This is a genomic window from Herbiconiux solani NBRC 106740 (assembly GCF_001571005.1).
GTDB lineage: Bacteria > Actinomycetota > Actinomycetes > Actinomycetales > Microbacteriaceae > Herbiconiux > Herbiconiux solani.
Genome location: NZ_BCST01000008.1, coordinates 130,052 through 149,542, shown reverse-complemented (window position 1 = coordinate 149,542; position 19,491 = coordinate 130,052). Strand labels below are relative to the sequence as shown.

Sequence of the window (19,491 nt, the reverse complement as noted above, 5' to 3'; positions counted from 1 at the left end):
AGGACATGGCGAGAGCGAACCGGCGGCTGACCCGCGACGCCCGGTACGGCAAGTACGTCGACGGGCCCGACCCGCTCGCGCCCCCGGTCGACCTGGCCGAGGCGCTCGACGCGATCGGCGAGGAGGTGATGGCGGGGTACTCGCCCGAGCAGGCGCTCCGCGAGTTCCTCCGCCGCGGCGGCCGCGAGCACTCGGGCTTGGACGACCTCGCCCGCCGGGTGGCGGAGCGCCGCCGCGACCTGACGCGGGAGCACAACCTCGACGGCACGCTCCAGGAGATCCGGGAGCTGCTGGAGAAGGCCGTGCTCGCTGAGCGCAAGCAGCTGGCCCGCGACGTCGAGCTCGACGAAGGCGACCGTGCGCTCGCCGAACTGCAGCTCGCCAACCTCCCCGCGTCTCCCGCCGCCGCCGTCAGCGAGCTGGCCGGCTACTCCTGGAAGAGCCGGGAGGCCAAGGAGGACTACGACAAGATCAAAGACTTGCTCGGCCGCGAGATGCTCGACCAGCGCTTCGCCGGCATGAAGTCGGCCCTCGAGAACGCCACCGACGACGACCGGGCGGCGATCGCCCAGATGCTCGCCGACCTGAACACGCTGCTCGACGCCCATAAGCGCGGCGAGGACACCCCCGAGCAGTTCGAGCAGTTCATGGCCGAGCACGGCGACTACTTCCCCGAGGATCCGCAGGACATCGACGAGCTGCTCGACGCCCTCGCGGCCCGGGCGGCAGCGGCGCAGCGGATGCGCAACTCGATGAGCCCCGAGCAGCGCGCCGAGCTCGACGCCCTCGCCCAGCAGGCCTTCGGGTCGCCCGAGCTGATGGAGCAGCTGGCCGAGCTCGACGGCGCCCTGCGCTCGCTCCGCCCGGGCGAGGACTGGGGTGGCGCCGAGCGGATGGACGGCGACGAGGGCCTCGGTCTCGGCGACGGCACCGGCGTCTTCCAGGATCTCGCCGACCTCGACCAGCTCGCCGAGCAGCTGTCGCAGTCGTACCCCGGCTCGCGGCTCGACGATCTCGACCTCGACCGGCTCTCCCGCCAGCTCGGCGACGACGCGGTGGTGGATGCCCAGACGCTGCAGCGCCTGGAGAAGGCGCTCCGCGACTCCGGCACCGTGCGCCGCGGCGTCGACGGCCAGCTCAAGCTGACCCCCAAGGCGATGCGCCAGCTCGGCAAGGCTCTGCTCCGGGATGTCGCCGAGTCGCTCTCGGGCCGGCAGGGCAACCGCGACGTGCGGCAGGCGGGCGCCGCGGGCGAGCGCTCCGGCGCGACCCGCGAGTGGGCCTTCGGCGACACCGAGCCGTGGGAGGTCACGCGCACGATCACGAACGCGATCACCCGCACGGCCGGCGAGTCGGCCGAGCGCACCGGCCCCGGGGTGCGGATCGAGATCGGCGACGTCGAGGTGCAGGAGACCGAGGCCCGCACCCAGGCCTGCGTGGCGCTGCTGGTCGACACCTCGTTCTCGATGGCGATGGACGGCCGCTGGGTGCCGATGAAGCGCACCGCACTCGCGCTGCACACGCTGATCACCAGCCGGTTCCGTGGCGACGACCTGCAGCTGATCGGCTTCGGCCGCTCGGCCGAGGTGATGGAGATCGAGCACCTCGTCGGCCTCGAGGCGAAGTGGGACAAGGGCACGAATCTGCACCACGCGCTGCTGCTGGCGAACCGCCACTTCCGCAAGCATCCGAACGCTCAGCCCGTGCTGCTGATCGTCACCGACGGCGAGCCGACCTCGCACCTCGAGCCCGACGGGGAGGTCTACTTCGACTACCCGCCGGCGCCGCTGACGATCGCGTACGCGGTGCGCGAGCTCGAGAACTCGATGCGGCTCGGCGCGAAGACCACGTTCTTCCGGCTCGGCGAGGATCCCGGGCTCGCCCGTTTCATCGACTCGATGGCCAGGCGGGTGGGCGGCTCGGTCGTCGCCCCCGAGGCTGACGACCTCAGCGCCGCCGTGGTCGACTCCTACCTGCGGTCATCGCGACCGGGTCAGAACAACGGCCAGGGCACCGCGGGCATCTGGCCCTGAGGCGAGGGGAAGCGGGCGGCCGCGGCGAGCCGCTTGCAGCGCTCCACGAGCATCCCGATCTCCTCGTCGGTGAGGTAGCCGGTCAGTTCGTCGGCGAGGCCGTCCGAGAGGGCGGCCTGCAGTCGTGCCAACCCGGCGAGCTCGTCGTCGTCGAGCGGGTCGCCGAGCCAGCCCCAGAGCACGGTGCGGAGCTTCGGCTCGACGTGGAAGGTGAGGCCGTGGTCGACGCCGTAGCGGTGGCCGCCGGGCATCGCGAGCACGTGCCCGCCCTTGCGGTCGGCGTTGTTCGTGACCACGTCGAAGACCGCCATCCGGCGGAGCACCGGGGTGTCCTCATGGATGAGGGCGACCGGCCGGTCGTGGTCGTCGTGGCCGTCGAAGACGAGCCGCCAGCCCGCATCCGGCACCGCGTCGACGGGCACCAGGTCGACCGCCTCCTGCTCGGGGTCGACGTCCTGCCAGCGCTGCACCATCCCGGCGCCGAGCGGCCCGTCGCGGAGCCAGGTCTCGGGCACCACGTCCCAGCCCAGGGCCTCCGAGACCAATCGCGCGGCGACCTCGCGGTGCGCCAGGTCTCCGTCCGGGAAGTCCCAGAGCGGCTTCTCGCCCGAGATCGGCTTGTAGACCACCTCGACCTCGCCGATCCGGGCCAGGAAGGTGGCGTTGGACGCGGTGCGGATCCGGCCCAGGATCTCGAGGTCCCCCCGCTGGAGGTCACCCTGCTCGAGGTCGCTGTCCGGGCCCGCGGCCATCAGAGGTCGCCGGGGAGGGCGCAGATGTGGCCTTCGGGATCGATCGGCTCTCCGCAGAGCGGGCAGAGCGGTCGGCCCGCGCCGACGATCTCGCGGGTGCGCTTGGCGAACGCGCGAGCCGTGCCGACCGGCATCCTGACCAGCAGCACCTCGGCCGGCTCGATCTCCTCAGGGTCGAGATCGGCCCCGAACTCGTTCTCGTCGGTCTCGGCGTAGGGGTAGGCCTCGATCACCACCTGCGCGGTCGACGGATCCCAGCCCAGGCTCATCACGCCGGTGCGGAACTGCTCGTCGACGGGCTGGTCGAGCGGGTCGTTGTCGACGAGCTCGACCGGGGTCGTCGCGGGGACGCTGTGGGTGTTGCCGTCGGAGACCATCAGCTCGTCGAGGATCTCGTCGATCTTCTCGGCGAGCACGGCCGACTGCTCCTTCTCGAGCGAGACGCTGACCACCTGGGAGCGCGTGCGCACCTGCAGGTAGAACGTGCGGGAGCCCGGAGGGCCGACCGTGCCGACGACGACCCGGTCCGGCCAGGTGAACTCGTGGAGGATTGTGGGCATACCGCTACTTTATGGTCGGTCCGCCGGGCCCGCATCGGGGGAGGACCCAGGTCCGGCCCCGCCGCCGACCGTCGCGTCCGGGCCGGGGGCGGGTGCCCGCAGCCAGGACAGGTCGCCCGAGTCGGTGTTGGTGGCGTGCACGACGGGCCGTCCGGCTCCGTAGCGCACGATGGACACGGATGCGGGGCTCACGTCGATCCGCTGGAACAGGTCGAGGTGCATCCCGAGCGCGTCGGCGAGGATCGACTTGATGATGTCGCCGTGGCTGACGGCGACCCAGACGGAGGAGGGGCCGTGCTCGGCCTCGAACGCGGCATCCAGTCGCCGGATCGCGGCGACCGAGCGCGCCTGCATGGCCTGCAGCGACTCCCCGCCCGGGAAGACGGCGGCCGAGGGCTGGGTCTGCACGACCGACCAGAGCGGCTCCTTGGCGAGTTCGGCGAGCTTCCGGCCCTGCCAGTCGCCGTAGTCGCACTCGGTGATCGCCTCCTCGATGAACTCGGGCGCATCCGGATGCACGCCGGCGTCGTCGAGGACGATGCGGGCCGTCTGCCGGCACCGCTCGAGCGGGCTCGTGACGACCGCGGCCAGCGGCAGCACCGCGAGCCGCGCGGCCGTACGTGCCGCCTGCTCGCGGCCGAGGGTGTCGAGCTCGACCCCCGCCGTGCGACCGGCCAGCACGCCCGACGCGTTCGCCGTGGTGCGTCCGTGCCGGACGAGGATCACTGTGGCCATGACGTCAGCCTAGACACTCGGGCGGGAGGGTCAGCCGGGAGGCCCGATCGGCATGCCCTGTCGGGAGGCCCTGTCGGTGGGCTCGGTCCGGCCGGGTCACATCACCGCGCCGAAGTAGGAGTACTTGACGAAGACCTCGGAGGCGAAGCCCGCCTCTTCGAGCACGCCCTGCACCGCGGTCAGCATGTACTTCGAGTCCCAGCCCATGTAGAGGAAGTGGGTCTCGTCGAGCTGGTCCCACTGCCCGTTCCACGACTGCGCGTCGTAGATCGGGCCGCCGCGGTGGGCGCTGAAGGCGACCACGCTCTCCCGCGAGTCGGCCCAGAGGCGCTTGAAGACGCGGTTGAAGAGGTACTTGACGTCGTAGACCTCCCAGTGCTCGCCGCGGTACTCGACGTACTCGAACTCCCGCTCCCAACCGCGGGGCCAGCCGCGGCGCTTGACGGCGTCGAGCACGGGGGTGAGGTTGTCGTCGTCGATGACGACCTTGGCGGGCCGGGCCCAGACCCGCAGGAAGACCTCGGCCAGCCGGGCCGTGCGCGCCGCGATCGCCGCGGTGCCCCAGGCGGGGGTGCCGGCGAGCTCGCGGGTGATGCCGACGCCGCTCCGGGCGTAGAGCTCCCGCTTGCCGGGGTAGGACTCCTCGAGGGCGCGGTCGGCCAGCGCCTCCTCGACGAGGGTGAGGTTGCCGAGGGTCTGCGCGAGGGCGCGGTGGCTGTTCTGCTCGTCGTCGGTGTACTCGGCCCAGGCGCGAAGGCCGTCGCCGCTCCAGGCGTCGGAGGGGGCGAGCGGGAAGACGTGGTCGAGCACGAGGTCGATGCCGAGGTCGGTGACGGGGTTGATGCCGAGGTCGGTGCCGGCTGCGTCCTCGGCGGCGGCCCGCGCGATCCGGTCCAGCACGTACGCGGCGTGCGGCAGCTCGCTGTACTTGAGGGCCACCCGCACGCGCTCATCCGAGGGGGTGATGCGGCCGATCGCGCGCACCAGGGCCTCGTGGCCGTGCTCGCGGGCGCGGGTCAGCCGGGCCACGAGCCGGTCGTTGCCGAGGCCCGAGACCTCGCGGCGCAGCAGCAGCGACTGCAGCAGCTCGAGCAGGCCGACGAGATCGGCGGCCGTCGCCTCGCTGCGCCGGTACTCGAGGTAGGCGCGCATCACGAGGGGCGCCATGCCGCGCCCGAAGGTGCCGAGGTAGGCCAGCTGCCGGGAGATCTCGGGGTCGGGCTCGAGGGCCGGGTCGAGGATGACCGCGTAGGCGCCGGCGTAGTCGCGCCACTCGGCCGCGTGCTCACGCAGGCTCGCCAGCTCCAGGCGCGGGAACTCCTGCCGGAAGGCGTCGTAGACCCCGCGCTCGCCGACGACGATCACCTCGCGGCCGGTCTTCATCACCAGGTAGTGCCGCCAGAAGGAGGCGATCGCCTCACCCGTGCTCGCCTCGATCGGCAGCCAGTACTCGTCCTCGATCTCGCTCTGCTCGGCGTGCGAGAGGCCCATCAGCACGTAGTTGTGGATCAGCTCGTGGTCGCGGAGCGGCTCCCCGGTGGAGTTGAGGCTCTCGAAGATCTGCTGCGCGTTCGCATCCGGCCCGAGCGTGATGGCCACGTGCTCGAGCTTCTGGAGCCCGGCCCAGATGCGGCGCACCTCGTCGGCGCCGACCTGGCTGCGGAAGAAGGCGTAGTTGTCGTCGAAGCGCGAGTCGCGGAGGGCACGCCGCGAGCCGGCGGGCTCGTGGCCATCCTGTCCGCCTCTACCGTCGGCGTCGGCGTCGCCTCCGCCGTCGGCCCGGTCGAGCACGACGTCCTCGAAGACCTCCGCCCAGGCCTTGTGCGGCCGGAGCTTCGTGCGGGTCGGGTCGGAGGCCCGGACGAGCACGCGCTCGAGCTCGGCGGCGAGTTCGGGATCGCTGTCCCCGACCGTGTGCCGGAGCGCGGCGACGAGGAGCATCAGCGTCGTGATCCGCTGCTGACCGTCGATCAGCACGAGCTCCGCGTCGTCCTCGGCATCGGCGCCGGTGGAGAGGATCGACCCGATGAAGTGCCGGTGCCGGTCATCCGTGTCCGAGACCGCGCGGATGTCGCCGAGCAGCTGTTCGCAGCCGCCGATGTCCCACCGGTACTGGCGCTGGTAGACCGGCACCACGATCGTGGTCTCGGGCGCCGCGAGCCAGGCGATCGTGTTGACCGCGATGGCGTCGACGTTCGTGGCTGTGCTCATGTGCTCTGGTTCGCCCTCCGCGTGGCCGTGTCGCAGCCGCCGAGTCTAATGGATGCTCGTGGGGCCGTCCTGGGCGCGCCCGCACACCCGGTATGACCTAAGGCCCTATTCAGGGACCCCAAGGTAGGCTTGCCTAAGTTCGGGCCTGTTAAAACGTGCTGGCCCTTGACGAAAGGACATGATCACGGTCATGGGTTACATCACCTCTGCCGCTCTCGAAGAGACCGGCTACGTCGTCCTCGACAAGTACAACCAGGAGCTCGACCCCAAGGAGTGGCTCGACATCGAGTACAACGACTGGAAGTCCTCCGGCGACACGCGCTTCGCCCCTCTGGCGAGCGCCTTCGGTGAGATCGAGTGCAACGGCTTCTGGAACCACAAGCCGCCGCGCACCGACAAGGACGGCGTCTTCATCGACTCCCAGGTCGCGAAGGCCCCCAACCTCACCCGCCGCGCCAAGGAGCCCGGCGCCAACGTCGGCCGCTGCCGCGTGATCGAGCTGCAGCCGAACACCTACGCCGACGCGCTGTACAACCTGCACCAGGACGACAACAACCGCCTGAACCCGGACGGCACCGGCTGGGTTGTGCGCGGCTTCTTCAACCTCACCGACGACAAGGACAGCTACTTCGTCCTCCGTCACAACCGCACCGACCCCGAGGGCGAGGTGCGCATCGCACTCCCCGCCGGCGCGCAGCTGATCGTCGACACCCAGCGCCTCTGGCACGCCGCCTCGCACCCCGGTGCCGAGCCCCGCTACTGCCTGATCACCTCGTGGGAGTCGGGCCCCGAGCTCGACGCCTACATCGAGAAGTACAACGGCGTGAACCACGTCGAGAGCTTCGAGGTGCCCCAGGACGAGCTCGACGCCGGCCAGGCCGAGCAGACCCGTCGCCTCGCCGCCCGTGCCGCCGCGCTCGCCGCGCGTGGCCAGGCCGAGACGGCCGTGATGAGCGAGGCCTGATCCTCCCCATCCTCTGAAGGGCCCCGGTCGTCTCGGCCGGGGCCCTTCGGCGTCTTCAGGGTTACTCGCGACTCGGTCGGCCCCGTCGGCGTCCGCAGGGCGGTCGCGACTCGGTCGGCCCCGTCGGCCCCGTCGGCGTCTAGGGTCGAAGCATGCCCACCAGCGACCAGCCGCTCCGGAAGCTCGGCTTCCTCACCATCGGACTCTTCGACCGCGACGAGCCGGCCGGCGGCCACGAGACCACCCTGCAGATCATCGAGCTGGGGGAGCGGCTCGGCTTCGACAGCGCGTGGCTCCGGCACCGCCATCTGCAGTTCGGGATCTCGTCCCCGATCGCCGTGATGGCGGCCGCCTCCCAGCGCACCAGCCGGATCGAGCTCGGCACCGCGGTCACCCCGCTCGGTGCCGAGAACCCGTTCCGCCTCGCGGAGGATCTGGCGACCGTCGACGTGCTCACGGGCGGGCGGATCAACCCCGGCTTCAGCGTCGGCACGCCGATGAACTTCGATCGCTACAAGGAGGCCCTCTACCCCGGCACCTGGGAGCAGGAGGACCTGAGCGCCGAGCGCCTGCTGCGCCTGCGCTCGTTCCTCCGCGGCGACCGGGTCAGCGACTTCGAGGGCCGTCAGGGCATCGAGGAGTTCTCCTCCCGGGTCGAGCCGCACGCCGAGGGCCTGGCCGAGCGGCTCTGGTACGGGGCGGGCAGTCTCTCCTCCGCCCGCTGGGCCGGGGAGAACGACTTCAACCTCCTCACCAGCAGCGTCGTCTCGGGTGAGCAGGGCGACGACTTCGCGACCAACCAGCGCGCCCAGATCGACGAGTTCCGGTCGGTGCATCCGGCCGGCGCCGCGGCCCGGGTCTCGCAGGGCCTCGTGGTGATCCCGACCGATTCGGCCACCGCTGCGCAGAAAGAGAAGTACGCCGCCTACGTCGAATCGCGGAGCGGCCGCGTCGGCGTGCCGCAGGGGCCGAAGCGGATGCTCTTCGCCGCCGACCTGATCGGCTCCTCGGCCGAGCTCGCCGAGCAGCTGCACGCGGATGCGGGGTTCCAGGCGGTCGACGAGGTCGCCTTCGCCCTGCCGTTCAGCTTCGAGCGCGACGACTACGTGCAGTTACTGACCGACATCGCGGGCTCGCTCGGGCCGGCGCTGGGGTGGAAGCCCGCCGCCTGACCCGGCTCGTGTGAGGCGGCCCGGCTGATCGGCCGGCCGTCCCGACCCGCCGTAGGCATCCGATGCCCGTCTGTACCCGGGGGTGGCGGAACCCGGCGACCGTCATAGCGTGGTCGGCATGGGAGCGACCGAGATGTGGCTGGTCCGGCACGGCGAGAGCGTGGCGAACGTGATCGCGACGGCTGCGCAGGAGGCCGGCGACCTCACGATCGAGGTCGACTGGCGCGACGCCGACGTGCCGCTCTCGCCGACCGGCGAGCAGCAGGCCGCGGCGCTCGGGCGCTGGATCGCCGAGCACGCGCACTACGGCGCCCCGACGACCTCGTGGAGCTCGTCGTACCTGCGCGCCCGCCAGACCATCGCGATCGCGCTCGAGGCCGCCGGGATCACGATGCGCACGCGCGTGGACGAGCGGCTCCGCGACCGCGAGCTCGGGGTGCTCGACCTGCTGACCGCCGCGGGGGTCGAGGAGTTCCACCCCGACGAGGCCGCGCGCCGGCGGTGGCTCGGCAAGTTCTACTACCGGCCGCCGGGCGGAGAGTCGTGGGCGGATGTCGCGCTCCGCATCCGCTCGTTCCTGCACGACATGGATGCCGACGACGACGGCACCGTGCTGGTCGTGGCGCACGACGCCGTCATCATGCTGTTCCTCTACATCTGCGATGAGCTCAGCGAGGACGAGCTGCTCGACTTCTCCCTCACCCACGTGGTGACGAATGCCTCGGTCACCCGCCTGGTGCGGCCGAGCGGGGAGGGGCGCTGGCAGGTCGCCGCGTTCGCCGAGCACGAGCACCTCGACGAGCTCGACGTCGAGGCCACCGAGCACCCGGGAGATCACGATGCCGCCATCCACTGAACCGAACGCCGACACGTCTGACGCGCCGGCCACCGCTGCCACCTCTAGCGCGTCGGACGGCGAGTCGACCCCGCAGACCGTCACGCCGCTGATGCTGCGCGACTGGTCGCTGCCCTCGCCCGGAGCCTCGAAGTACGACCGCGGCCAGATCGTGGTCGTCGGCGGAGACAAGCGCTCGCCCGGGGCGGCCCTGCTCGCCGCCGAGGCGTCGCTGCGGGTCGGCGCCGGACGCTTGACGGTCGCCATCGCCGAGAGCGTCGCGATCACCGCGGCCGTCGCGCTGCCCGAATCGGGTGTGGTGCTGCTGCCCGAGACGGCGTCGGGCCACATCGACGGCTCGCGGCTCGACGAGGCGGCCGACGACCTCAGCAAGGCCGACGCGGTTCTGGTCGGGCCGGGCCTCGACGACGCCGAGCAGGCCGCGGTGCTCGTGGCTGGGCTGCCCGAGGTGGTGGGCGGGGACGCGGTCGTGCTCCTCGACGCCTACGCGCTCGCCGCCCTTCCCGACTCGCCCTCACGGGACGCGCTCTCCGGCCGGCTCGTGCTCACGCCGAACCTGGGCGAGGCGGCCTCCCTGCTCGGGCAGGACGACCCGCTCGACGCCGGTTCCGACGACCAGTTGGATGCCGCGACGCTCGAGATCGCGCGTCGCTACGGCGCGGTCGTCTCCTGCCAGGCCCGTGTCGCGCATCCGGACGGCCGGCTCTGGCGCATCGGCACCGGTCACGGCGGCCTCGGCACCTCGGGCAGCGGTGACGTGCTGGCCGGAGCGATCGCCGGGCTCTCGGCCCGCGGCGCCTCGCGCGAGCAGGCCGCGGTCTGGGCGACGCACGCCCACGCGGCGGCGGGCGACCGGCTGGCGGTGGCGGTGGGGCCGCTCGGTTTCCTGGCCAGTGAGCTGCTCGAGGAGCTGCCCCGGGTGCTGGTCGAGATCGGCTGAGAACGCTGTGAGCCGGGCGTCGTACGATCGAAGGATGAGCGATGAGAACTCGACTGCTGCTGCTGTGACTACTGCTGCCGCGCCCGTGGCTGCTGCGGCTGTGGATGCTGCGGCACCGGCCGTCGGCGCGTCCCCCGTGGCGCCCGCGGTGTACATCCTGCACGACAACCCCGAGTGGATCCCGCCGCTGGCCGCGGCCCTGGACGCCGAGGGCGTCGAGCACCACGAGTGGTCGCTGTCCGGCGGCTCGATCGACCTGGGCGCCGAGCCGCCCGAGGGCGTGTTCTGGTCGCGGCTCAGTGCCTCCTCGCACACCCGCGGCCAGGAGCACGCCAAGGACTACGCCCGCGCGGTGCTGCGCTGGCTGGAGGCCTCGGGCCGCCGGGTCGTGAACGGCAGCCGGGTGGTCGAGCTCGAGGTCAGCAAGGCCGCGCAGTACGCCGCCCTCCGCGCGGCCGGCTTCGACGTGCCCGAGACGATCGCGGTGTTCGGCACCGCCGACCTCTCGCGCCGGGCGCGCGAGCTGCCGACCCCGTTCATCACGAAGCACAACCAGGGCGGCAAGGGTCTCGGCGTCCGCCGCTTCGACAGCGTCGAGGAGTTCGACGCCTACGTCTCCGGCCCCGACTTCGAGGAGCCCGCCGACGGCATCACGCTGCTGCAGGAGTACGTCACCACGGCCTCGCCGTTCGTGACGCGCGCCGAGTTCGTCGGCGGCCGCTTCGTCTACGCCGTGCGCGTCGACACCTCCGCCGGCTCGTTCGAGCTGTGCCCGGCCGACGCCTGCGCCGTGCCCGGCCTCGGTGACGCCGCGGAGCCGGCCCCGCTCTTCCAGGAGCGCGACGACATCGACGCCGCGCATCCGCTGATCGCCCGGCTCGAGGCGTTCCTCGGTGCGCAGGGTATCGAGGTCGCGGGGGTCGAGTTCTTCGAGACCGCCGACGGGCGCCTGATGCCGTACGACATCAACACGAACACGAACTACAACTCCGACGTCGAGGCCGTCTCGGCGCGGCCCGCGGCCCGGGCGCTTGCCGCCTTCCTGGCCGGGGAGCTCGCGGCGCGCGTCGACGTGGAGACGGTGCCGGCATGAGATTCGGTTACTGGACCCCGGTCTTCGGCGGCTGGCTGCGGAACGTCGACGACGAGGACACCCCGCTGACCTTCGCCCACCTGGCCGAGATCGCGCAGACGGCGGAGCGCTCGGGCTTCGACCTCACGCTGATCCCCGAGCTCAACCTCAACGACATCCGCGGGTTCGACGGCCCGACGATGGATGCCTGGGCCACGACGGCCGCGCTCGCGGCGGTCACCGAGACTCTCGAGATCATGGTCGCGCTGCGGCCGAGCTACCACCCGCCGGCGCTCACGGCGAAGCAGGCCACGACCATCCAGCAGATCGCGGGCGACCGGCTCACCCTCAACGTCGTCTCGGCCTGGTGGGCCGAGGAGGCCCGGCAGTACGGGGTCGAGTTCCGGGCGCACGACGACCGGTACGCGCTCACGACCGAGTACCTCGAGGTGCTGCGCGGGCTCTGGACCCAGACGCCCTACAGCCACGACGGCACCTACTTCCGCCTCGAGGGCACCTACCTCGAGCCCAAGCCCGCCGTGCAGCCGCTCGTCTACGCGGGCGGCGAGAGCGAGGCGGGGCGAGCGGCGATCTCGGTCTTCGCCGACGCCTACGTGACCCACGGCGGCACGGTCGAGGAGCTCGGCACGAAGATCGCCGACATGCAGCGCCGGCGGGCCGAACTCGGCCGGCCGCCGTTCGAGCACTTCGGGATGGCCGCGTACGCGATCGTGCGCGACACCGAGGAGGAGGCGCTCGCCGAACTCGACCGGATCACGGACGTGCGCCACGGCGCGGCCTACGCCTCGTACCAGGACTTCGTGTCGAAGTCGCAGCTCGACACCCCGGTCGACCTCCGGGACTACTCGGTGTCGAACCGCGGGCTGCGGCCGGGCTTCGTCGGCACGCCGGAGCAGGTCGCCGCGAAGATCCGCGAGTTCGAGGCCGTCGGCGTCGACACCCTGCTGCTGCAGTTCTCGCCCGCCCTCGACGAGCTGCGGCGCTTCGCCGATCAGGTCATCCCTCTGGTGCACGCGGGTGCGGGAGCGGTGGCGGAAGCCGGCGTATGAGTTCCCTGTTCCTGCGATCTCGACGCGCCGCCGGCCGCGGCGCCGGCCGCCGTCGACCCTGGTCGGCCGCTCTCGGGATCTTCGCCGGCGCCTCCGTGTTCGGACTCGCGGCGCTGACCGCGCTCGCCCCGCCCCCGATGGTCTCGACCGGCGACGCGGAGGCGGGGTCGTCCTCGACGTCTGGGTCCGTGTCGGCGGACGCCCCGATGATCGGCACCTCGGGCGGGCAGCCGATGGTCGGCGCCCAGTCGGTGACGGTCTCCGAGGGCGCCGTCGCGGCGGCGATCGCGCGCGACGAGTACGCCTCGACGCCCGGCGTGCAGACCCTCGCCGCCGGCAGCACGAACCGCGACTGGGCGCAGCTCGTGCTGCTGCTCGGCGGCTTCCCGATGACCGACTCGAACATCACCGTGATGCTCCGGTGGATGCGCCAGGAGAACGGCCCGGAGAGCTGGTACCTGCGCAACAACCCGCTCAACAACGGCTGGGGCTCGGGCGGCGGGTCGGGGCTCGGCAGCTACGACAACCTGGTGACGGCCGCCGCGAACGTGGGCAACGCCCTGCACGGCAACTCCGGGTACCGCGACATCGTGGCCGGCTTCATGGAGTCGGCTCCGACCTCGCAGATCGAGGCGGCGATCTGGGCCTCGCCGTGGGCGAGCAGCCACTACGCCAACGGCTCGCACTGGGCCTACACGCCGGTGACCGTGGTGTCGGCACCGAAGGATGCGTGGGGCTGAGCCCTCGCTCGCCCGCTCGGGCGTCGCGCATCCGCTCGTCGCCGTCTTGAACGCGCCCGCTCGGGCGTCGCGCATCCGCTCGTCGATTTCGGCACGGCCGCGACCTCGCGCTAGCGTGAACCCGTGAGCCTCGACTCGGAAACCCCCGCCGGATCCACCGATGCCAGCCGCCGCAACATGAGCGGTCAAGTGGATGAAGACCTCCGCGCCGACGTGCGCCTGCTCGGCGCGCTGCTCGGCCGCGTGCTGACCGAGGCCGGGGGAGAGGATCTGCTGGCCGACGTCGAGAGGCTCCGCAGCCTGGTCATCCACGCCTACGAGCGCGACAGCGACGCCTCGATCGAAGACGCCGAGGCGCTCGTGGAGTCGTTCACGCAGGAGCGGGCCGAGCAGATCGCGCGTGCGTTCACCTGCTACTTCCACCTCTCCAACCTCGCCGAGGAGCACCACCGGGTGCGCGTGCTGCACGCCCGCGCCTCGCTCGGTCCGGACGCCGACCGCAACGACTCCCTGCCGGCCGCCCTCGAGCGGATGTCGGAGGAGATCGGGCGCGCCGCCACGGCCGAGCGCCTCCGCGACCTGCGCTTCCACCCCGTGCTGACCGCGCATCCGACCGAGGCCCGGCGGCGCGCGGTCGCCTCCGCCATCCGCCGGATCAGCGACCTGCTCGACCAGCGGGACGACCTGCTCGCCGGGTCGATCGGCCTGGTGGAGAACGAGCGGCGGCTGCTCGAGGAGATCGACGTGCTCTGGCGTACCTCGCCCCTCCGCACGACCCGGCCCACCCCGCTCGACGAGGTGCGCACGGCCATGTCGATCTTCGACCAGACGCTGTTCCAGACCGTGCCGCTGGTCTATCGGCTGCTCGACGACTGGCTGCTCGGCGCCGGGGCCGGGGCGATGCCCGCGAGCGCGCCCGCCTTCTTCCGCCTCGGCAGCTGGATCGCTGCCGACCGCGACGGCAACCCCTTCGTCACCGCTGAGGTGACGGGCAAGGCCGCCGCCATCGCCTCCGAGCACGTGCTGCTCGGCCTCGAGCACGTCGCCACCCGGATCGGGCGCACGCTCACGCTCGACGAGGCCGACACTCCGCCCTCCGAGGCGCTGCGCGCGCTCGCGGCCGCCCAGCAGGAGCTGGCGCCCCACGTCACCTCCCAGATCGGCACCCGCGCGCCGAACGAGCCGCACCGCCGGGTGTTGCTCGTGATCGCCGAGCGTATCGCCGCCACCCGGCTCGCGGCCCGTTCCGGTGCGGATGACGACGTCCGCCGCCTCGCCTACGACCGGCCGGCCGAGCTGCTCGCCGACCTCGCGGTGCTGCAGGACTCGCTGCGCTCCGGCGGGGCCGTGCGGAGCGCCGAGGGCGAGCTGCAGAACCTCGTCTGGCAGGTGCGCACCTTCGGGTTCCACCTCGCCGAGCTCGAGGTGCGCCAGCACTCGAAGGTGCACCGGCAGGCGCTCGAGAACCTCCGCGAGGGGGGCGAGCGTGCCGAGATGACCGAGGAGGTGCTCGCCGTCTTCCGCACGATCGCGTCGCTGCAGCAGCGCTTCGGCGTCGAGGCCTCCCGGCGCTACATCGTCTCGTTCACCCAGTCGTCCGAGGATCTCGCGAACGTCTATGCCCTCGCGGTCGCGGCGCTCGGCGAGGCCGATGCGCCGGTGCTCGACGTCATCCCGCTGTTCGAGACCTTCGACGATCTGAACGCGGCCACCGGCATCCTCGCCGAGATGATCGAGCTGCCCGAGGTGCAGGCGCGCCTCGCCGCCACCGGGCGCCGGCTCGAGGTGATGCTCGGCTACTCCGACTCCTCGAAGGACGTCGGGCCCGTCTCGGCCACGCTGGCGCTGTACTCGGCGCAGTCACGGATCGCCGACTGGGCCGCCGAGAACGACATCGAGCTGACCCTCTTCCACGGTCGCGGCGGCGCGCTCGGCCGCGGTGGCGGACCGGCCAACGAGGCTGTGCTCGCCCAGCCGCCCGGATCCGTCGACGGCCGGTTCAAGCTCACCGAGCAGGGCGAGGTGATCTTCGCGCAGTACGGTGACAAGACCATCGCGGCCCGGCACATCGAGCAGATGGCCGCCGCCACCCTGCTCGCCTCGAGCCCCTCGAACGAGGAGGCCAACCGGCAGTCGGCGCTCGACTTCGCCGGTGTCGCCGCGACGATGGACGAGGCATCCCGTCACCGGTTCTACGAGCTGGTCAAGGCCGAAGGCTTCGCCCCCTGGTTCGCGCAGGTCACCCCGATGGAGGAGGTGGGGCTGCTCGCGCTCGGCTCGCGCCCCGCCCGCCGCGGGCTCTCGGTGGAGTCGCTCGAAGACCTCCGCGCCATCCCGTGGGTGTTCTCGTGGACCCAGGCCCGCATCAACCTCACGGGCTGGTTCGGGCTCGGCTCGGCGCTCGCGGCCGTCGGCGACGAGCAGCTGCTCCGTGACGCCTACGCCCGCTGGCCGCTGTTCACCTCGATGATCGACAACGTCGAGATGTCGCTCGCGAAGACCGACCCGCGGATCGCGGAGCGCTACCTCGCCCTGGGCGACCGGCCCGACCTCGCCGCCCTGGTGCAGGAGGAATCCGAGCTCACCCGCGAGTGGGTCAGGCGCACGAGCGGGCACGCCGAGATCCTCGACGACCGGCCGGTGCTGCAGCGCGCGGTGCGGCTGCGGAGTCCGTACGTGGACGCGCTGTCGCTGCTCCAGCTGCGGGCGCTGCGTTCGGTGCGGGAGTCCGGCAGCTCGGATCCGGACGACGCGGCGCACCGGCTGCTGCTGCTCACCGTCAACGGGGTCGCGGCGGGGCTGCAGAACACGGGGTGATGAGGTGATGCGGGGCGCCGGCGGGTCGCAACTCGGTCGTTGCCGAGTCGCTGCCCCGCTAGCGTGGAGGGATGATCTCGCGCGCTGACGACCCCCGCCCCATCCGCACCGCCGTCATCGGCTACGGGCTGGGCGGCAGGGTGTTCCACACCCCGCTGATCGCCGCCGACCCCGCCTATGAGCTGGCCGCGATCGTCACCGGCGACCCGACCCGGGCCGACGAGGCCCGGTCGCGGTACGGCGACGGGATCGTGGTGCCGGATGCCGACGCGCTCTTCGCCGGAGCGGAGGCCCTCGGCCTCGGCCTCGTCGTCGTGACCAGCCCGAACGCCACCCACGCGCCGCTGGCCCATCGTGCTCTCGACGCGGGGCTCGACGTCGTGGTCGACAAGCCGTTCGCGCTCACCGCCGACGACGCCCGCGACGTGCGCGAGCACGCGGAGGCGGTCGGCCGGCAGGTCACGGTGTTCCAGAACCGGCGCTGGGACGGCGACTTCCTCACCGTGCGCTCGCTGCTCGCGAGCGGTGAGCTGGGCGACGCGCGGCAGTTCGACTCGGCCTTCGAGGTCTGGAAGCCCGCACTCGGGCCCAAGCGCTGGAAGGACGGCGCGCCGCCCGCGGAGGGCGGCGGCATCCTGTTCGACCTCGGACCGCACCTGATCGACCAGGCGCTGCAGCTGTTCGGCGAGGTCGACGTCGACGGCGGGGGCGTGCACGCCGAGCTCGACCGACGGCGGCCGGGCGCGGTGGCGGCCGACGAGGCCTTCGTCACCCTCGCGCACCGGAGCGGGGTGCGCAGCCGGCTCTGGATGAGCGCCGTGGCTCCCGCACCGCGGCCGCGGTTCCGGGTGGTCGGCTCGGCGGCCGTGCTGACGATCGAGGGCCTCGACCCGCAGGAGGCGCAGCTGGCCGCCGGGCTGGGGCAGGACGACCCCGGGTTCGGCACGAACCCCGACCGGCCCGACGGCACGCTCGCGTCACCCGAGGGGAGCCGGGCGGTGCCGATCGAGGCCGGGCGGTTCGGCTCGTTCTACCGCGAGCTCGCCGAGGCGCTGCGCTCGGGGCAGCCGGTGCCCGTCGACCCGCGCGAGAGCGAGCAGGTGCTGCGGATCATCGAGGAGGCGCACCGGCAGCAGGGCTGACGCGGTCGGGGCTCTGCGCTGCCCGTCCGCACCCTCCCTGCCGCTCGGCGGGCCGACGCAGTAGCGTGGGGCCATGGCGAGCGAAGCGACCACCGTCGACGTCGACGGCCCCCACGGCACCCGCGAGGTGCGCATCTCCAGCCCCTCCCGCATCCTCTGGCCCGCGGTCGGGCTGACGAAGCTCGACCTCGCCCGCTACCTGATCGCGGTCGGCGAGCCCTTCGTACGGGCGAACGGCGACCGGCCGATCTCGCTCCAGCGATTCGGCGGCGACATCGACGGCGAGCAGTTCTTCTCGAAGAACCCGCCGAAGGGCACCCCGGACTACGTGCGCTCGGTGTCGGTGACCTACCCGAGCGGGCGCGTGCATCCGCAGCTCGTGATCGACGAGCCCGCCGGCGCGGTCTGGGCCGGGCAGATGAACACGGTGGTCTTCCACCCCTGGCCCTCGCGGGCCGAGGCCCCCGACTTCCCCGACCAGTTGCGGATCGACCTCGACCCCCAGCCCGGAACCGACTTCGGCGACGCGATCCCCGCCGCACTCGCGCTGCGCGAGGTTCTGGCCGAGGCCGGCCTCACCGCGTTCGTCAAGACCTCGGGCAACCGCGGCGTGCACGTGTTCGCGCCGATCGAGCCGGACCACGAGTTCCTCGACGTGCGCCACGCCGTGATCGCCGCCGCGCGCGAGCTCGAGCGGCGGATGCCGGAGGAGGTCACCACGAACTGGTGGAAGGAGGAGCGCGGCGAGCGCATCTTCGTCGACTTCAACCAGGCCAACCGCGACCGCACGATCGCGGGCGCCTACAGCCCCCGCGCCCTCGCGCACGCGCCCGTGTCGTGCCCGCTGACCTGGGACGAGCTGCCGACCGCCGACCCGACGACGTTCACGGTGCAGAGCGTGCCCGACCGGCTGAAGACCGTCGGCGACCCGTGGGAGGACATGGGCGCCGAGCCCGGCCGCATCGGCGTGCTGCTGGAGTGGTGGGCCCGCGACCTCGAGAACGGCCTCGGCGAGCTGCCGTTCCCGCCCGACTACCCCAAGATGCCGGGCGAACCGCCGCGGGTGCAGCCCAGCCGGGCGCGCAAGACCGAGGAGTGATGCACGAACGGGCTGAGGATCGTCGTCATACGTGCGATATGCACGCGTAGGCGCGATTATCAGCCCGTTCGTGCGGAGCCTCTTTCGAACGGAATGAAAATCGGGGGGTTCGAGTGCATAATGCAGACGAACCCCCTGTTTTTCATTCCGTTCGGACGAGCACCTCGCCCAGGTCGTAGGCGATCGGGCGGTCGAGCTGTTCGAAGGTGCACGATCGGGCCTCGCGGTCGGGCCGCCAGCGCTCGAATTGCACGGTGTGCCGGAACCGCAGCCCCTCCATCTGGTCGTACCGCACCTCGGCGACCAGCCGCGGCTCCAGCTGCACGAACGACACGTCCTTGCCCGACGAGAAGCGGCTGCGCTCGCCCTCGCCGAGCACCGGACGGCCCTCGTCGTCGCGCAGCACGTAGGGCTCGAGCTCGTCGATCAGCTCGAGCCGGCGCTTGTCACTGAAGGCCGAGGCGCCGCCGACACCGCGGATCCCGCCGTCGTCGTCGAAGAGCCCGAGCAGCAGCGAGCCGACGCCCTGGCCGCTCTTGTGGATGCGGTAGCCCGTGACCACGACGTCGGCCTCGCGGTGGTGCTTGACCTTGAGCATGATCCGCTTGCCCGGGGCGTAGGCGGCCGCGAGCGGCTTGGCCACGATGCCGTCGAGCCCGGCACCCTCGAACTCGACCAGCCAGCGCTTGGCCTGCTCGACGTCGAGTGTGCGGCGGGAGAGCGAGAGGGGCGCCTCGAAGGTCTGGGCGAGTTGCTCGAGTGCGGCACGGCGCTCGGAGAACGGCAGGCCGAGCAGCTCGGCACCGTCGAGGGCGAGGAGGTCGAAGGCCACGAACATCGCCGGGGTCTCCTCGGCGAGCTTCGCCACGCGGCTGGCCGCGGGGTGGATGCGCTGCGACAGCGCCTCCCAGTCGAGCCGGCGCTCGCCCGTGCTGTCGGCCCAGGTTCCGGCCGCGTCGGTCGTCGTGGCACCGGCCGCGCCGCCCGTCGTGTCAACGGGTCGGGGCAGGATGATCTCGCCGTCGAGCACGCACCCCACCGGGAGCTGCCGGGCGAACTCGGTCACCAGCTCGGGGAAGTACCGGGTCAGCGGCTTCGAACCGCGGCTGCCGATCTCGACCCCGTCGGCGGTGACGGAGACGATCCCGCGGAAGCCGTCCCACTTCGGCTCGTAGGAGAGGCCACCCTCGACGCTGTCCGGCTCGGGAACCGTGGCCACGGCCTTGGCGAGCATCGGAACGACGGGGAACGCGGGGGAGTCGGTCATGCACCGATCCTGCCCGGCACCCGGTCGCGGCGCCAGCCCCGCGCTGCGGGGAAGCAGCGCC

General features: G+C 72.2%; 16 protein-coding genes. 11 read left to right on the top strand and 5 right to left on the bottom strand.

What is annotated here, in order from left to right:
- The first annotated feature begins 5 nt into the window (after positions 1–5).
- Positions 6–2,033: a vWA domain-containing protein gene (locus HSO01S_RS15670; RefSeq protein ID WP_066043189.1), complete on the top strand. Its 2,028-nt coding sequence runs from the start codon at positions 6–8 to the stop codon at positions 2,031–2,033.
- Here the strand turns inward: HSO01S_RS15670 and HSO01S_RS15665 are convergent.
- From HSO01S_RS15665 to HSO01S_RS15650, 4 genes are all read right to left on the bottom strand, one after another.
- The gene (locus HSO01S_RS15665) at positions 1,994–2,785 is read right to left on the bottom strand and encodes an SCO1664 family protein (RefSeq protein WP_066043188.1); all 792 of its coding nucleotides are present in this window, start codon (positions 2,783–2,785) and stop codon (positions 1,994–1,996) included. The genes HSO01S_RS15670 and HSO01S_RS15665 overlap by 40 nt on opposite strands.
- A complete protein-coding gene (locus tag HSO01S_RS15660; RefSeq protein WP_066043187.1) occupies positions 2,785–3,345 on the bottom strand; it encodes a DUF3090 domain-containing protein in 561 nt (186 codons plus the stop codon). The genes HSO01S_RS15665 and HSO01S_RS15660 overlap by 1 nt, the downstream gene beginning before the upstream one ends.
- Before the next feature lie 9 nt (positions 3,346–3,354).
- Positions 3,355–4,080, bottom strand: a complete 726-nt coding sequence (locus HSO01S_RS15655) for a histidine phosphatase family protein (protein ID WP_066043186.1) — start codon at positions 4,078–4,080, stop codon at positions 3,355–3,357.
- 96 nt (positions 4,081–4,176) lie between these two features.
- Positions 4,177–6,291, bottom strand: coding sequence for a DUF262 domain-containing protein (locus HSO01S_RS15650; RefSeq protein ID WP_066043185.1), 2,115 nt, complete (start codon positions 6,289–6,291; stop codon positions 4,177–4,179).
- A gap of 190 nt (positions 6,292–6,481) precedes the next feature.
- Between HSO01S_RS15650 and HSO01S_RS15645 the strand changes: the two genes are divergently transcribed.
- From HSO01S_RS15645 to ligD, 10 genes are all read left to right on the top strand, one after another.
- Entirely contained in the window at positions 6,482–7,255 is a 774-nt protein-coding gene (locus tag HSO01S_RS15645) for a hypothetical protein (protein WP_066043264.1), read from the top strand.
- 152 nt (positions 7,256–7,407) lie between these two features.
- A complete protein-coding gene (locus HSO01S_RS15640) occupies positions 7,408–8,427 on the top strand; it encodes an LLM class flavin-dependent oxidoreductase (protein ID WP_066043184.1) in 1,020 nt (339 codons plus the stop codon).
- A gap of 118 nt (positions 8,428–8,545) precedes the next feature.
- Positions 8,546–9,283: a histidine phosphatase family protein gene (locus tag HSO01S_RS15635; protein ID WP_066043183.1), complete on the top strand. Its 738-nt coding sequence runs from the start codon at positions 8,546–8,548 to the stop codon at positions 9,281–9,283.
- Between the two features lie 91 nt (positions 9,284–9,374).
- Entirely contained in the window at positions 9,375–10,223 is an 849-nt protein-coding gene (locus HSO01S_RS15630; protein WP_066043262.1) for an NAD(P)H-hydrate dehydratase, read from the top strand.
- 34 nt (positions 10,224–10,257) lie between these two features.
- Complete coding sequence (locus tag HSO01S_RS15625; protein ID WP_245636030.1) at positions 10,258–11,316, top strand: ATP-grasp domain-containing protein; 1,059 nt, start codon at positions 10,258–10,260, stop codon at positions 11,314–11,316.
- Positions 11,313–12,365, top strand: coding sequence for an LLM class flavin-dependent oxidoreductase (locus HSO01S_RS15620; protein ID WP_066043181.1), 1,053 nt, complete (start codon positions 11,313–11,315; stop codon positions 12,363–12,365). The genes HSO01S_RS15625 and HSO01S_RS15620 overlap by 4 nt, the downstream gene beginning before the upstream one ends.
- Complete coding sequence (locus HSO01S_RS15615) at positions 12,362–13,105, top strand: hypothetical protein (protein ID WP_066043180.1); 744 nt, start codon at positions 12,362–12,364, stop codon at positions 13,103–13,105. Before HSO01S_RS15620 ends, HSO01S_RS15615 begins: the two co-directional genes overlap by 4 nt.
- A 177-nt stretch (positions 13,106–13,282) precedes the next feature.
- Positions 13,283–15,922, top strand: a complete 2,640-nt coding sequence (locus HSO01S_RS15610) for a phosphoenolpyruvate carboxylase (RefSeq protein WP_066043179.1) — start codon at positions 13,283–13,285, stop codon at positions 15,920–15,922.
- A gap of 71 nt (positions 15,923–15,993) precedes the next feature.
- Complete coding sequence (locus HSO01S_RS15605) at positions 15,994–17,064, top strand: Gfo/Idh/MocA family protein (protein ID WP_066043178.1); 1,071 nt, start codon at positions 15,994–15,996, stop codon at positions 17,062–17,064.
- A gap of 73 nt (positions 17,065–17,137) precedes the next feature.
- Positions 17,138–18,163 (top strand): non-homologous end-joining DNA ligase, encoded by a 1,026-nt coding sequence (gene ligD, locus HSO01S_RS15600; RefSeq protein ID WP_066043177.1) that lies wholly within the window; start codon positions 17,138–17,140, stop codon positions 18,161–18,163.
- 142 nt (positions 18,164–18,305) lie between these two features.
- On the opposite strand, the gene HSO01S_RS15595 is transcribed toward ligD, so the two are convergent.
- Positions 18,306–19,430: an ATP-dependent DNA ligase gene (locus HSO01S_RS15595; RefSeq protein WP_066043176.1), complete on the bottom strand. Its 1,125-nt coding sequence runs from the start codon at positions 19,428–19,430 to the stop codon at positions 18,306–18,308.
- Positions 19,431–19,491: the final 61 nt, after the last annotated feature.

Excerpts from the sequence above, each read along its gene's own strand:
- HSO01S_RS15670 (WP_066043189.1), top strand. The coding sequence starts at position 6 with ATGGCGAGAGCGAACCGGCGGCTGACCCGCGACGCCCGGTACGGCAAG.
- HSO01S_RS15665 (WP_066043188.1), bottom strand. The coding sequence starts at position 2,785 with ATGGCCGCGGGCCCGGACAGCGACCTCGAGCAGGGTGACCTCCAGCGG.
- HSO01S_RS15660 (WP_066043187.1), bottom strand. The coding sequence starts at position 3,345 with ATGCCCACAATCCTCCACGAGTTCACCTGGCCGGACCGGGTCGTCGTC.
- HSO01S_RS15655 (WP_066043186.1), bottom strand. The coding sequence starts at position 4,080 with ATGGCCACAGTGATCCTCGTCCGGCACGGACGCACCACGGCGAACGCG.
- HSO01S_RS15650 (WP_066043185.1), bottom strand. The coding sequence starts at position 6,291 with ATGAGCACAGCCACGAACGTCGACGCCATCGCGGTCAACACGATCGCC.
- HSO01S_RS15645 (WP_066043264.1), top strand. The coding sequence starts at position 6,482 with ATGGGTTACATCACCTCTGCCGCTCTCGAAGAGACCGGCTACGTCGTC.
- HSO01S_RS15640 (WP_066043184.1), top strand. The coding sequence starts at position 7,408 with ATGCCCACCAGCGACCAGCCGCTCCGGAAGCTCGGCTTCCTCACCATC.
- HSO01S_RS15635 (WP_066043183.1), top strand. The coding sequence starts at position 8,546 with ATGGGAGCGACCGAGATGTGGCTGGTCCGGCACGGCGAGAGCGTGGCG.
- HSO01S_RS15630 (WP_066043262.1), top strand. The coding sequence starts at position 9,375 with ATGCTGCGCGACTGGTCGCTGCCCTCGCCCGGAGCCTCGAAGTACGAC.
- HSO01S_RS15625 (WP_245636030.1), top strand. The coding sequence starts at position 10,258 with ATGAGCGATGAGAACTCGACTGCTGCTGCTGTGACTACTGCTGCCGCG.
- HSO01S_RS15620 (WP_066043181.1), top strand. The coding sequence starts at position 11,313 with ATGAGATTCGGTTACTGGACCCCGGTCTTCGGCGGCTGGCTGCGGAAC.
- HSO01S_RS15615 (WP_066043180.1), top strand. The coding sequence starts at position 12,362 with ATGAGTTCCCTGTTCCTGCGATCTCGACGCGCCGCCGGCCGCGGCGCC.
- HSO01S_RS15610 (WP_066043179.1), top strand. The coding sequence starts at position 13,283 with ATGAGCGGTCAAGTGGATGAAGACCTCCGCGCCGACGTGCGCCTGCTC.
- HSO01S_RS15605 (WP_066043178.1), top strand. The coding sequence starts at position 15,994 with ATGATCTCGCGCGCTGACGACCCCCGCCCCATCCGCACCGCCGTCATC.
- ligD (WP_066043177.1), top strand. The coding sequence starts at position 17,138 with ATGGCGAGCGAAGCGACCACCGTCGACGTCGACGGCCCCCACGGCACC.
- HSO01S_RS15595 (WP_066043176.1), bottom strand. The coding sequence starts at position 19,430 with ATGACCGACTCCCCCGCGTTCCCCGTCGTTCCGATGCTCGCCAAGGCC.